10 protein-coding genes are annotated in these 13,029 nt (G+C 71.6%); 5 read left to right on the plus strand and 5 right to left on the minus strand.

The genetic code is table 11. From position 1 onward, the window contains the following. Nucleotides 1-140: 140 nt before the first annotated feature. The 3 genes from LG634_RS10240 (at nt 141) to LG634_RS10250 (ending at nt 2,775) form a co-directional block, all read left to right on the plus strand. Nucleotides 141-773 carry a DUF6230 family protein gene (locus tag LG634_RS10240; protein WP_226733372.1) on the plus strand — a complete coding sequence of 211 codons (633 nt, stop codon included), beginning with the start codon at nt 141-143 and terminating at the stop codon, nt 771-773. Between the two features lie 123 nt (nt 774-896). Next, nucleotides 897-1,499: a DUF6114 domain-containing protein gene (locus LG634_RS10245; RefSeq protein ID WP_226733373.1), complete on the plus strand. Its 603-nt coding sequence runs from the start codon at nt 897-899 to the stop codon at nt 1,497-1,499. Then, complete coding sequence (locus LG634_RS10250; RefSeq protein ID WP_226733374.1) at nt 1,489-2,775, plus strand: hypothetical protein; 1,287 nt, start codon at nt 1,489-1,491, stop codon at nt 2,773-2,775. The genes LG634_RS10245 and LG634_RS10250 overlap by 11 nt, the downstream gene beginning before the upstream one ends. 100 nt (nt 2,776-2,875) lie before the next feature. On the opposite strand, the gene pyk is transcribed toward LG634_RS10250, so the two are convergent. From pyk to pta, 3 genes are all read right to left on the minus strand, one after another. Continuing rightward, on the minus strand, nt 2,876-4,306 hold the full coding sequence (gene pyk, locus LG634_RS10255) for a pyruvate kinase (RefSeq protein ID WP_226733375.1): 1,431 nt from the start codon (nt 4,304-4,306) through the stop codon (nt 2,876-2,878). A gap of 63 nt (nt 4,307-4,369) precedes the next feature. Beyond that, a complete protein-coding gene (locus tag LG634_RS10260; RefSeq protein WP_226733376.1) occupies nt 4,370-5,578 on the minus strand; it encodes an acetate kinase in 1,209 nt (402 codons plus the stop codon). A 39-nt stretch (nt 5,579-5,617) separates the two neighbouring features. Further along, entirely contained in the window at nt 5,618-7,702 is a 2,085-nt protein-coding gene (gene pta / locus LG634_RS10265; protein ID WP_226733377.1) for a phosphate acetyltransferase, read from the minus strand. Nucleotides 7,703-7,992: 290 nt separating this feature from the next. Here pta and LG634_RS10270 point away from each other — a divergent pair, with 290 nt between their 5' ends. Next, nucleotides 7,993-9,018, plus strand: coding sequence for an ATP-dependent 6-phosphofructokinase (locus tag LG634_RS10270; protein WP_226733378.1), 1,026 nt, complete (start codon nt 7,993-7,995; stop codon nt 9,016-9,018). A 74-nt stretch (nt 9,019-9,092) separates the two neighbouring features. On the opposite strand, the gene LG634_RS10275 is transcribed toward LG634_RS10270, so the two are convergent. Continuing rightward, complete coding sequence (locus LG634_RS10275) at nt 9,093-9,719, minus strand: helix-turn-helix domain-containing protein (RefSeq protein ID WP_226733392.1); 627 nt, start codon at nt 9,717-9,719, stop codon at nt 9,093-9,095. Between the two features lie 272 nt (nt 9,720-9,991). Between LG634_RS10275 and LG634_RS10280 the strand changes: the two genes are divergently transcribed. Beyond that, entirely contained in the window at nt 9,992-10,594 is a 603-nt protein-coding gene (locus tag LG634_RS10280; protein WP_226733379.1) for a TIGR03086 family metal-binding protein, read from the plus strand. A gap of 265 nt (nt 10,595-10,859) precedes the next feature. Here the strand turns inward: LG634_RS10280 and glgB are convergent, their stop codons facing one another. After that, nucleotides 10,860-13,022 (minus strand): 1,4-alpha-glucan branching enzyme, encoded by a 2,163-nt coding sequence (gene glgB / locus LG634_RS10285; protein WP_226733393.1) that lies wholly within the window; start codon nt 13,020-13,022, stop codon nt 10,860-10,862. Nucleotides 13,023-13,029 lie beyond the last annotated feature (7 nt).

The raw sequence follows: 13,029 nt of genomic DNA on the forward strand, positions 1-13,029 counted from the left end.
CGCTCGGGGGTGGTCGCCGGTGATCCTTTGCGGTTCGCGCCGCCTCGGCCGCTTGCGCTCCTCCGAGGACGTAGCACTTCTCCCATCCCAGGACGGGCTCTGCCCGGACCGGAGATGTACGTCCGAGAAGGAGGAATCAGATGAGTTCCCAGGTTCGTGGCGGGACCAGATGGAAGCGTTTCGCTCTCGTCATGGTGCCGAGCATCGCGGCGACGGCCGCGGTCGGCGTCGGTCTGGCGCAGGGTGCCCTTGCCGCCTCGTTCAGCGTGTCCGGCCAGGACTTCAAGGTCACGGCCGACAAGCTCGAAGGCTATGACCTGATCCAGTACGGCGGTATCGCCGAGGGTCACGACATGGCGGGCAACAAGGCCGCCCACCCGGTCACCATCTCCGGGTTCAAGCAGGCCAAGATCACGAACATGTGTCAGTCGCTGGTCACCCCGGTGCCCGGCCTCGGCAACATCACCATGAAGCTCCGTGCGGGCCACAAGGGTGACCCGGCTGTCGCCGACAACATCTACCTGGATGTTGCGGACCTCGACACCAGGGTGTCCACGTTCAAGAACCTGGACATCGGTGTCGCGGTGGGCGACGCGAGCCACACCACGAAGCCGCAGCCGGGCACGGTCAAGAACCCCTACGCGTTCTCGCAGCGCGCCGAGGTGGCCGTCCTCGAGGGTGTCAAGCAGCGCGCCTGGGCCACCACGGCCGGCACGTTCAAGCTGAGCAACCTCAACCTGCAGCTCGTCGCGGGCAACGAGCCCTGCTACTAGGCCCCACGGGCTGGTGAGCTGAGCCAGTGACCGGACGGGCGGGCCGTCGTATGCCGGCCGTCCGTCCGGGCACGAGCACTTCACGTAGTTCTCCGTACCACCGTTTCCAGGGAGCTGTAGTCCATGAACGCCGAGACCCCGGGTTCCCACGAAGACATGCACTGGCTCCGCTACGGGCGGATGAAGTTCCGCGACTGGCGCGGTCAGCGGCCTTTCTGGGCCGGGTTGTTCACGCTGCTCGGCGGTGTTCCGATCGCCTACTTCCCCTACGCGGACGTGCGGCTGGGCAACATCACCATCGCCATGGCGACCACGGCGGGCGCCGGCTCGCTCATCATCGGTGTACTTCTCGTGACGCTGGGCCTGGCCCTCTGGTTCCAGCAGACGATCCGCATCTTCGCGGGCGTCGCGGCGATCCTGCTGGCCCTGGTGTCCCTGCCGGTCTCCAACTTCGGCGGCTTCCTCATGGGCTTCCTCTTCGCCCTCTTCGGCGGCGCGCTGGCGCTGTCGTGGGCCCCGGGCGTCCCGCAGGAGGACGAGCCGGAGGCCGCCGCGGGCCCGGAGGGCGCGCAGGCGCCGCCGGCCGGCGAGGTCTTCCCCGGCCCCCGCACGGAAACGGACCCGCAGGACGGCTTCTACGAGCACGCGCAGGGCGTCTCGTTCCAGAAGCCCGATGCGCCCGAGACGACTGCCCACGCCAATGGCGGGAGGAACAGTGCGGGGTGACGAGACGCAGCGGGCGGTGGCCCCTGGCGCAGAGTCCCGTGAACGGAAGGGCCCGCGGCACGCGGCGCCGAAGAAGTCGCTGCTGACCAAGATCCAGATACCCGCCGGCAAGGCGATGGCCCTGGCTGCGATGCCGACGGCGGTCCTGGTCGGGATGGGCATGGCGCCCAAGCTCGCCCTGGCCGACGACAAGGACATACCGTTCGCCCCCGGGCCGTGCGTGACGCGGTCCGACGAGCCTGCGGAGTCCCAGTCCCCGGAACCCACGAAGTCCCCCGAGGCCACGCCGTCGCCCTCGGTCTCGCCCAGCGCGACCGCGAGCCCCGGTGTCACCACCGGCCCGCTGCCCACCGCCTCGCCCTCCGCGTCCAAGTCGGCCGAGGACGAGGCCCCGAAGCCGAAGACCAGCCCGCCGGCCGCCAAGCCGGACACCCGGACGGTCGTGGACCCGCTCGACCCGCTGGGCGTCGGGGACAAGGTCAAGGACATCCTCGACGAGCTGGGCCGGCCCCTCAAGGACGGCGACACCGCCCCGGAGCCGACCGCGACGGCGACCCCGCCCGCGGCGCAGCTGCCCGGCACGGTGCAGAGCACGCCGGCCGACGACCCGACCGAGGCGGCCATCCGGGACGCCGCGAAGCGGGCCGGAGCCAAGGTCGAGGACCTCTCCGACGAGGCGCGTGCGACGAAGGACAAGGCCAAGGACGAGACCGGTACCAAGGCCGAGGACGACGCCGACAAGTCCGAGGACGACAAGTCCGAGGACGAGGAGGGCAAGGACAAGGACGGCAAGGAGCCGTTCCCGTGCCCGACCTACGACGCCGAGGCCCTGGCCAACGCGAAGCTGGAGGCCGAGGCCCCGCTGCTGCCCGCCGAGCCCTGGCGCCTCGACAGCTCGCTCCTCACGCTGTACGGGCTGGACTACCACGGCATCGTCGAGGTGAAGACGGCCGACGGCAAGATCAAGAAGGTGCTGAAGTTCACCGCTTCCGGCATCGACATCAAGGACCTGCACCAGACGATCGTCGAGAACGGCAGGACCACCCACGTCAAGGCCCGCCCCGGCTCCACGTCCACGATCCGCGACGGCACGGTGACCATGTACACCGAGGAGCTGAAGGGCAACCTCTTCGGCATCGTCCCCATCACCTTCAGCCCGGAGTCCCCGCCGCCGCTGAACGTCCCGTTCGCCTTCTTCAGCAGCGTCAAGCTGAAGCAGGCGGGCCAGTTCGGCGGCACCCTGACGGTCCCGGGCCTGCAGAACTGGATCGACTAGGACCGCACGGTCACCGTGCGGACAGCACCGAGGGCGGCACCCCGGATCCCTTTCACGGGACCGGGGTGCCGCCCTCGGTGTTTGTGGCGGCGGGTGCGGGTCAGTCGCGGTCGCCGCCGCCGAGGTGGTGGACGCGGACCATGTTGGTCGTGCCGGGGACGCCGGGGGGCGAGCCGGCGGTGATGACCATGGTGTCGCCGGCGTTGTAGCGCTGGAGCTTCAGGAGCTCGGCGTCGACCAGGTCCACCATCGCGTCGGTGTTGTCCACGTGCGGGACCACGTACGACTCGACGCCCCAGCTCAGCGAGAGCTGGTTGCGGGTGTTCTCGTCCGTGGTGAAGGCCAGGATCGGCTGGGTGGCGCGGTAGCGCGACAGCCGGCGGGCGGTGTCGCCCGACTGCGTGAAGGCGACGAGCGCCTTGCCGTCGAGGAAGTCCGCGATCTCGCAGGCCGCACGGGCCACCGAGCCGCCCTGGGTGCGCGGCTTCTTGCCCGGGACCAGCGGCTGGAGGCCCTTGGCGAGCAGCTCCTCCTCGGCCGCGGTGACGATCTTCGACATCGTCTTGACGGTCTCGATCGGGTAGGCGCCCACCGAGGACTCGGCGGAGAGCATGACCGCGTCGGCGCCGTCGAGGATGGCGTTGGCGACGTCGGAGGCCTCGGCGCGGGTCGGCCGGGAGTTGGTGATCATCGACTCCATCATCTGGGTCGCGACGATCACCGGCTTGGCGTTGCGGCGGCACATCTCGATGAGCCGCTTCTGCACCATCGGGACCTTTTCGAGCGGGTACTCGACGGCCAGGTCGCCACGGGCCACCATGACGGCGTCGAAGGCGGCGACCACGTCCGCCATGTTGTCGACGGCCTGCGGCTTCTCCACCTTGGCGATGACCGGGACGCGGCGCCCGACCTCGTCCATGACCCGGTGGACGTCCTTGACGTCGTTGGCGTCGCGGACGAAGGACAGCGCGACCATGTCGCAGCCCATCCGCAGCGCGAACCGGAGGTCCTCGACGTCCTTCTCGGACAGGGCCGGGACGTTCACCGCGGCGCCGGGCAGGTTGATGCCCTTGTGGTCCGAGATGACACCGCCCTCGATGACGATCGTCTTCACCCGCGGGCCGTCGACCTCGGTGACCCGCAGCTCGACGTTGCCGTCGTTGATGAGGACCTGGTCGCCCATCGCGACGTCGCCCGGCAGCCCCTTGTACGTGGTGCCGCAGATCGACTTGTCGCCCGGGACGTCCTCGGTGGTGATGGTGAACTCGTCACCGCGCACCAGCTCGACCGGGCCCTCGGCGAAGGTTTCGAGCCGGATCTTGGGGCCCTGGAGGTCGGCGAGGACGCCCACCGCGCGACCGGTGTCCGCGGCGGCCTTCCGGACGCGGTCGTACCGCTCCTGGTGTTCTGCCTGGGATCCGTGGCTGAAGTTGAATCGGGCCACGTTCATGCCTGCCTCGATGAGCGCTTTCAGCTGCTCATACGAGTCGACGGCGGGGCCCAGCGTGCAGACGATTTTGGAACGGCGCATGGAGCGGATCCTATCGGGTTTGTTTCGTAGCGGAATATTCCGTCTGGCGGAAACTCCAAGTGACTACCGGGTAACCAGCGCGTAGGCCTGGGTGGCGATTTCCAGCTCCTCGTCCGTGGGCACCACGGCCACCGCCACGCGGGCGTACTCCGCAGAGATCAGCCGGGGCTCGCCGGACCGCACCGCATTCGCCTCCAGGTCGAGGGCCAGGCCCAGTTCGGCCAGCCCGTCCACCGCAGCTTCCCGCACCGCGGCCGCGTTCTCGCCGACCCCGGCCGTGAACGCCACCGCGTCCACCCGGCCGAGCACGGCCGCGTAGGCGCCGATGTACTTCTTCAGCCGGTGCACGTACGTGTCGAACGCCACGCGCGCCGAGGCGTCGCCCTCGCCCGCCCGGCGCAGGATCTCCCGCATGTCGTTGTCGCCGCACAGCCCCAGCAGGCCGCTCTTCTTGTTCAGCAGTGCGTCGATCTCGTCCACCGACATCCCGGCCACCCGCGCCAGGTGGAACACCACCGCCGGATCCAGGTCGCCCGACCGGGTCCCCATGACCAGCCCCTCCAGCGGGGTCAGTCCCATCGAGGTGTCCACGCACACCCCGCCGCGGACCGCCGAGGCCGAGGCCCCGTTGCCCAGGTGCAGCACGATGACGTTGACCTCCTCGGGGGCCTTGCCCAGCAGCGCGGCCGTGGCCCGCGACACGTAGGCGTGCGAGGTGCCGTGGAAGCCGTACCGCCGGATCCCGTACCGGTCCGCGGTCTCCGCGTCGATCGCGTACCGGGCCGCCGCCTCCGGCATCGTCGCGTGGAAGGCCGTGTCGAACACCGCCACCTGCGGAAGGTCGGCGCGCAGCGCCCGGGCCGTCTCGATGCCGGTGATGTTCGCCGGGTTGTGCAGCGGCGCCAGCGGCACCAGGCTGCGGATCTCGGCGAGCACCTCGTCGTCGATCACCGTCGGCGCGGTGAACCGGGTGCCGCCGTGCACCACCCGGTGCCCGACCGCGGCCAGCTCCGGCGAGTCCAGACCCAGCCCGTCGGCCGCCAGTTCCGCGGCCACCGCCTTGAGCGCGGCGCCGTGGTCGGTGATGGGGCCCCGCTGCTCACGGGCCGGGCCGGCGCCGGGCAGCAGGGGGGTGTGCACGAGCCGGGAGGTCTCCTCGCCGATCCGCTCCACCAGCCCGGTGGCGAGCCGGGACCGGTCGGCCATGTCGAGCAGCTGGTACTTCACCGACGAGGAGCCGGAGTTGAGGACGAGTACGCGCGATGCGGTCACGATCGGGGTCTTTCCTTCGAGGGGTGTGGGGGCGGGGGGTCAGGCGCCGGCCGGGCCCCGGGACTGCGCCTGGATGGCCGTGATCGCCACCGTGGTCACGATGTCCTGGACCAGCGCGCCGCGCGAGAGGTCGTTGACCGGCTTGCGCAGGCCCTGCAGGACCGGGCCGACCGCCACGGCCCCCGCCGACCGCTGCACGGCCTTGTACGTGTTGTTGCCGGTGTTGAGGTCCGGGAAGATCAGGACGGTCGCCCGGCCGGCCACGTCCGACTCCGGCAGCTTGGTCGCCGCCACCGAGGGCTCTACGGCCGCGTCGTACTGGATCGGGCCCTCGACCAGCAGGTCCGGCCGGCGCTCGCGGACGATCTCGGTGGCCTTGCGGACCTTGTCCACGTCGGCGCCGCTGCCCGAGGTGCCCGTCGAGTACGAGAGCATCGCGATGCGCGGCTCCACGCCGAACGCGGCGGCCGTCGCGGCGGACTGGACGGCGATGTCGGCGAGCTGCTCGGCGTTCGGATCCGGATTGACCGCGCAGTCCCCGTACACGAGGACCCGGTCGGCCAGGCACATGAAGAAGACGGAGGAGACGATCCCGGCCCCCGGCTTTGTCTTGATGATCTCGAAGGCCGGGCGGATGGTGGCGGCCGTGGAGTGCACCGAGCCGGAGACCATGCCGTCGGCCAGGCCCTCCTGGACCATCAGCGTGCCGAAGTAGTTGACGTCGGTGACCACGTCGTTGGCCAGCTCGACGGTCATGCCCTTGTGGGCGCGGGCCTTGGCGTAGAACTCGGCGAAACGTTCCCGCAGCGGGGAGGTCTGCGGGTCGACCACATCCGCGCCGCCGATGTCGATGCCGAGGTCGGCGGCCTTCTTGCGGACGGCCTGCTCCTCGCCGAGCAGCGTCAGGTCGCACACCCCGCGGCGCAGCACCACGTCCGCGGCGCGCAGCACCCGGTCCTCGGTGCCTTCCGGGAGCACCACCCGGCGGCGCTCGGAACGGGCCTGCTCCAGCAGCTCGTGCTCGAACATCATCGGGGTCACCCGGGTGGAACGGGTCACCGAGATCCGGTCGCGCAGCCCGGCGGTGTCCACGTGCCGCTCGAAGAGGCCGAGGGCGGTCTCCAGCTTGCGCGGCGTGGCCGAGTTCAACCGGCTCTGCAGGGCGAAGAGTTCGGCGGCGGTGGGGAAGCTGTTGCCGGCCACCGAGACCACCGGGGTGCCGGGCGCCAGCCTTTCGGCCATCGTCAGGACGTGCGGGGCCGGGCGCTCGTTGAGGGTCAGCAGCACGCCGGCGATCGGCGGGGTGCCGGAGGTGTGCGCGGCGAGCGCCCCCACCACCAGGTCGGAGCGGTCGCCGGGGGTCACCACCAGGCAGCCGGGGGTCAGGGCGTTGAGGAAGTTCGGCAGCATCGCACCGCCGAACACGAAGTCCAGGGCGTCGCGGGCCAGCCCGGCCTCGTCGCCGAGGAGGACCTCGCCGCCGAGCGCCTGGGTGATCTGGGCGACGGTGGGGGCGGACAGCGACTTGTCCTCGGGCAGCACGTAACAGGGCACCGGCAGCCGGGCGGACAGCCGCTCGGCTATGGACTCCCGGTCGGCGGGCGCCACCCGGTTCACGACCAGCGCCACCACCTGGCAGCCCAGCGCCTCGAACGCGCGGTACGCGTTGCGGGCCTCGGCGCGCACCGACTCGGGGGGCTGCGCGGTGCCGCCGACCACCGGCACCACGACGGCCCCCAGCTCGTTCGCCAGCCGGGCGTTCAGCCCCAGCTCGTCGGGCAGGTTGGTGTCGGCGTAGTCGGTGCCGAGCACGAGGACCACGTCGGAGTCCCGGGCCACCCGGTGGTAGCGGTCGACCAGCTGCGAGACCAGCTCGTCCACGCCCTTCTCGGCCAGCAGCGCCGAGGCTTCCGGGTACTCCATGCCGTAGGCGGTGGCGGCGTCCTGGTCCAGCCGGTACCGGGCCTTCAGCAGGTCGAACAGGCGGTCGGGGCCGTCGTGCAGGAGCGGGCGGTAGACCCCGACCCGGCCCGTCTGGCGGGCCAGCAGCTCCATGATCCCCAGCTCGACGACCTGACGGCCGTCCCCCCGGTCGATGCCGGTCACGTACACGCTGCGCGTCACGCCTGCTCTCCGTCCCTCGTGCCCGCCGGTCCGGCGGCGGAATGTCTGTAGATTTCCCCGTTAGGGTGAGCTTGACCTCTTGACAATACCCCTGCGGATGGATAGGGCGCCCGTGGAGGAAAGGCCTCCGGAAGAGGACCAAGGGCCTGTCTTCCCGATCGGACCGGAGCAGCAGCAGGGGCGGCCGGTCCGGGCACCGTGGAACAATCGGACAAGCCTCATTCCACTTCGTGGCGGCTTCACCCAGTACATCCGCACATGTACGACCCCAGAGCAGGAGACACAGCGAGATGCGTATCGGAGTTCTCACCGCAGGCGGCGACTGCCCGGGCCTGAATGCTGTCATCCGCTCGGTCGTCCACCGCGCCGCCGTCGGCCACGGCGACGAAGTCATCGGCTTCGAGGACGGGTTCAAGGGCCTGCTCGACGGCCACTACCGGCCGCTCGACATCAACGCCGTCAGCGGCATCCTCGCCCGCGGCGGCACCATCCTCGGCTCCGCCCGCATGGAGCGCGCCCGGCTGCACGAAGCCGCCGAGAACGCCGCCGAGTTGGCCCGCCGCTACGGCATCGACGCCCTGATCCCGATCGGCGGCGAGGGCACCCTCACGGCCGCCCGGATGCTCTCCGACGCCGGCATGCCGGTGGTGGGCGTACCGAAGACCATCGACAACGACATCTCCTCCACCGACCGCACCTTCGGTTTCGACACCGCCGTCACCGTCGCCACCGAGGCCATCGACCGCCTCAAGACCACCGCCGAATCGCACCAGCGGGTCATGGTCGTCGAGGTGATGGGCCGGCACGCGGGCTGGATCGCCCTGGAGTCCGGCATGGCCGGCGGCGCCCACGGCATCTGCCTCCCGGAGCGCCACTTCGAGGTGGACGCCCTGGTGAAGATGGTGGAGGAACGCTTCTCCCGCGGGAAGAAGTTCGCCGTCATCTGCGTCGCCGAGGGGGCGCACCCGGCCGCGGGCTCGATGCCGTACGAGAAGGGTGCGATCGACCAGTACGGCCACGAGCGGTTCGCCGGCATCGGCAACCGGCTCGCCATCGAGCTGGAGCACCGACTCGGCAAGGAGGCCCGGCCGGTCATCCTCGGCCACGTCCAGCGCGGCGGTGTCCCCACCGCCTACGACCGGGTGCTCGCCACCCGCTTCGGCTGGCACGCCGTCGAGGCCGTCCACCGCGGCGACTTCGGCAACATGACCGCACTGCGCGGCACGCAGATCGTGATGGCGCCGCTCGCCGAGGCCGTCACCGCGCTCAAGACGGTCCCGGAGGACCGCATGTTCGAGGCTGAGTCGGTCTTCTGACCTCCGGGGCCGGGCCGGACGTCCCCTCCCGCCGGGACCTCCGGCCCCGATCTGCCGCCGGACGTCCCCGGTCCTCACCGGCCGGTGAGGCGCGCCAGCTCCCAGAACCGGTCCACGATCTGCGCGAGGAAGGTGCGGCCGGCGTCCCCGTTGGCCGCCTGGCCGCCACCGCCGCCCCAGCTCAGGGTGGCCACCATGGTCGACTGGTACTCGTCGTAGAGCTGCACCAGCACCGCCTCCAGGTGCTGCTTCGGCACCGGCAGCAGCTTGGCGAGCGGCCGTACGTACGCCTGCCAGCGGGTGGTCACGGCGTTGCGGAGGTGCTCGGCGAGCTCCTCCTCCTTGCCGGTGGCCGTCACGAAGGCGGGCAGCGACAGGCCGAGGGCCTGGGCCAGGGCGGCGGACTGCCGCTCGTTGCCCTTCCAGCGGCCCGACTCCTCCATCTTCAGGTAGGCGCCGGCGTCCAGGCCGGTCCGGCGGGCCAGGTCCTCGGCGCTCATCCCGCGGGCGATGCGGTGCTCGCGCAGCGTGGTGGGCTCGGCGAGCAGCTCGCCGGGCGAGCACCACAGGACGCCCGCGAGGGCGGTGAGCTCGGTGGCGGTCGGCGAGGCGTCGCCGCGCTCCCAGGCCATGACCTCCTCCGGCGAGACCGTGAGGCCGTACTGGGCGCCGAGGCCGTACGCGACGTGGCCGGGCGCCATGCCGAGGGCGGCGCGGAGGCGGCGGGCGGCGGGGGCGTTGAACGGGGGGCTGGAATGCACGTGGCACACGCTAGGAGCGGACGGGGGCCGTCGACTACGGGCTGTTCGCCCAAGGTCACAACTCGTAGGAACGTCCTAGGATCCTCGGTGGTTTGGGCGGTTTTCCCCGTGACCGTCCGGTAAACGGAATCCCGTCAAGATCGTCGTTCCGTACGGAGTCTTCCGGCCGCGCGGGGGTGCTGTCCAGAGGGCGGTGGCGGAGGATGGTGGGCATGACTCCTCTGTCCGGCGAGACGATCGCCGAGCGGTACCGGCGGCACGCCGATGCCTTCGAGAGCAAGGTCGCCGCGGTCACCGACCCGGCCGTCTGGGACCGGCCGTCGCCTTGTGCGGAGTGGACGGCCGGGGACGTGGTGGGGCACATCGTGGACATGCACGGGGTGATGCTGCGGCCGTTCGGGCGGCCGCTCACGCCGGGCGGCGATCCGCTGACCGCCTTCCGGTTCGCGCGGGCCGCGGTGGAGGAGGTGCTGCGGGATCCGGCGCTGGCCGGGACGACCGTGGAGACACCGATGGGGAAGGTGACGGCCGCGCAGCACATCGACCAGGTCGTGAGCGAGGACATGGTGCTGCACGGGTGGGATCTGGCGCGGGCGACCGGGCAGGACGACACGATGGATCCGGCGGACGTCGACCGGATCCACGCTGCCACTGCGGCGATCCCGGCCGAGGACATGGCGTTGCTGCGTACGCCGGATGCGTTTGGGCCGGGCGTGGTCGTCTTCGGGCCGGAGGTGTCCGTCCCGCACGACGCCCCCCTCCAGGACCGCCTCCTGGGCCTGATCGGCCGCGACCCGTCCTGGCTCCCCGCCTGACCCCGCGGGCCCCTTCCCCACCCGGGGCTCCGCCCCGCCCCCTGCGCCTCAAGTGCCGGCGGGGCTGAAAGATCGGGGCTCCGCCCCGGACCCCGCGCCTCAATCGCCGGCGGGGCTGGAGGGTGCGGCGGAGCCCGATCCTGCGCCTCAATCGCCAGCGGAAAGATCGTGGCTCCGCCCCGGACCCCGCGCCTCAAGCGCCGGCGGGGCTGGGGGTTGCGGCGGAGCGCGCGGGTGTGGGGGCGGAGCCCTGGCGAGGGGTGGGTCAGAGGGGCCTGAGGACGGGGTGGAGCCAGACCGTGGCCAGGGGAGGGAGGGTGAGGCGGAGGGCGGCCGGCCGGCCGTGCGAGGGGATGGGGACGGCGCGGAGCGGAGCCGGGTTGCGGATGCCGCTGCCCCCGTACCCGACGGCATCGGTGTTGAGGCACTCCTGCCACGCAGGGAAGCGATCCGGCACGCCCAGCACGTAGTCGTGCCGGACGACGGGCGAGAAGTTCGACACGGACAGCAGCGGCGCCCCGTCGGCCGCAAGACGGAGGAACGCGAACACGTTGTCCTCGGCCGCGTCCGACACCACCCACGAGAACCCCTCCGGCACCGTGTCCTGCTCCCACAGCGCCGGCGCCCCCGCGTACACCCGGTTCAGATCCCGCACCAGATCCCGCACCCCGCAGTGGTCGGCCGCCGCCCCGTACACGGGGTCCACCAGCCACCAGTCCGGCCCGCTCGCCTCCGACCACTCCGCGCCCTGAGCGAACTCCTGTCCCATGAACAGCAGCTGCTTGCCCGGATGGGCCCACATGAACCCCAGGTACGCCCGGTGCCCGGCCCGCTGCTGCCACCAGTCGCCCGGCATCTTCGACACCAGCGACCGCTTCCCGTGCACCACCTCGTCGTGCGAGATCGGCAGCACGTAGTTCTCGCTGTACGCGTACACCATCGAGAACGTCATCTCGTGGTGGTGGTACTTGCGGTGCACCGGCTCGTGCGCCACGTACTCCAGCGAGTCGTGCATCCACCCCATGTTCCACTTCAGCCCGAACCCGAGCCCGCCGAACCCGCCCGGCCCGATGTGGTGGGTGGCCCGGGTGACCCCGTCCCAGGCAGTGGACTCCTCCGCGATCGTCACCACGCCCGGGCAGCGCCGGTACACCGTCGCGTTCATCTCCTGGAGGAACGCGACCGCGTCCAGGTTCTCCCGCCCGCCGTGCTCGTTCGGCGTCCACTCGCCCTCACCGCGCGAGTAGTCGAGGTAGAGCATCGAGGCCACCGCGTCCACCCGCAGCCCGTCGACGTGGAACTCCTCGCACCAGTACACCGCGTTGGCCACGAGGAAGTTGCGGACCTCCTTGCGGCCGTAGTCGAACTCCAGCGTCCCCCAGTCCGGGTGCGCCGCCCGCCGCGGGTCCTGCGGCTCGTACAGCGGCCGCCCGTCGAACTCCGCCAGCGCCCACTCGTCCCGCGGGAAGTGCGCCGGCACCCAGTCGAGGATCACCCCGATCCCCGCCCGGTGCAGCGCGTCCACCAGGAACCGGAAGTCGTCCGGCGTGCCCATCCGCGAGGTCGGCGCGTAGAACCCCGTCACCTGGTAGCCCCACGAACCGCCGAACGGGTGCTCGGCCACCGGCATCAGCTCGACGTGCGTGAAACCCAGCTCCTTCACGTACGCCGGCAGCTGCTCGGCCAGCTGCCGGTACGTCAGCCCCGGCCGCCACGAGGCCAGGTGCACCTCGTACACCGAGAACGGCGCCGCGTGCACCGGCCGCGCCCCGCGCCCCGCCATCCACTCCGCGTCGCCCCACGCGTACGCCGAGGCGGTCACCACCGACGCGGTGGCCGGCGGCACCTCGGTGCGGCGGGCCATCGGGTCGGCCCGCAGGGTGTGGCTGCCGTCGGGCCGCGTGATGTCGAACTTGTACAGCGCCCCGTCGCCCACCCCCGGCAGGAACAGCTCCCACACCCCGGTGCCGCCCAGCGAGCGCATCGGGGTGGCCGTGCCGTCCCAGTGGCAGAAGTCCCCGGTGACCCGCACCCCCTGCGCGTTCGGCGCCCAGACCGTGAACCGGGTGCCGGCCACGCCCTGGTGCTCCATCGGCCGGGCGCCGAGCGCCGTCCACAGCTCCTCGTGCCGGCCCTCGCCGATCAGGTGCAGGTCGAGTTCGCCGAGCGCGGGCAGGAACCGGTACGGGTCGTGCACCTCGGCCTCGTCGTGCTCGTACGCCACGAGGAGCCGGTAGTCGGGGATCTCGGCGAGCGGCAGCAGCCCGCCGAACAGGCCGTCGCCCTCGTCGAGCAGCGTGGCCCGCAGCCCCTTCGCCACGATCGTCACCGACCGCGCGAACGGCTTCAGCACCCGGACCGCCACCCCGCCGCGGTGCGGGCGGGCGCCGAGCACGGCGTGCGGGTCGTGGTGGCGGCCCGCCAGCAGCCGGGCC

Source organism: Streptomyces bambusae (genome assembly GCF_020532645.1).
GTDB lineage: Bacteria > Actinomycetota > Actinomycetes > Streptomycetales > Streptomycetaceae > Streptomyces > Streptomyces bambusae.

What these genes read in the sequence shown, in the direction of transcription:
- LG634_RS10240 (WP_226733372.1), top strand. Translation starts at nt 141, where the DNA reads ATGAGTTCCCAGGTTCGTGGCGGGACCAGATGGAAGCGTTTCGCTCTC.
- LG634_RS10245 (WP_226733373.1), top strand. Translation starts at nt 897, where the DNA reads ATGAACGCCGAGACCCCGGGTTCCCACGAAGACATGCACTGGCTCCGC.
- pyk (WP_226733375.1), bottom strand. Translation starts at nt 4,306, where the DNA reads ATGCGCCGTTCCAAAATCGTCTGCACGCTGGGCCCCGCCGTCGACTCG.
- LG634_RS10270 (WP_226733378.1), top strand. Translation starts at nt 7,993, where the DNA reads ATGCGTATCGGAGTTCTCACCGCAGGCGGCGACTGCCCGGGCCTGAAT.
- LG634_RS10275 (WP_226733392.1), bottom strand. Translation starts at nt 9,719, where the DNA reads ATGGCGCCCGGCCACGTCGCGTACGGCCTCGGCGCCCAGTACGGCCTC.
- LG634_RS10280 (WP_226733379.1), top strand. Translation starts at nt 9,992, where the DNA reads ATGACTCCTCTGTCCGGCGAGACGATCGCCGAGCGGTACCGGCGGCAC.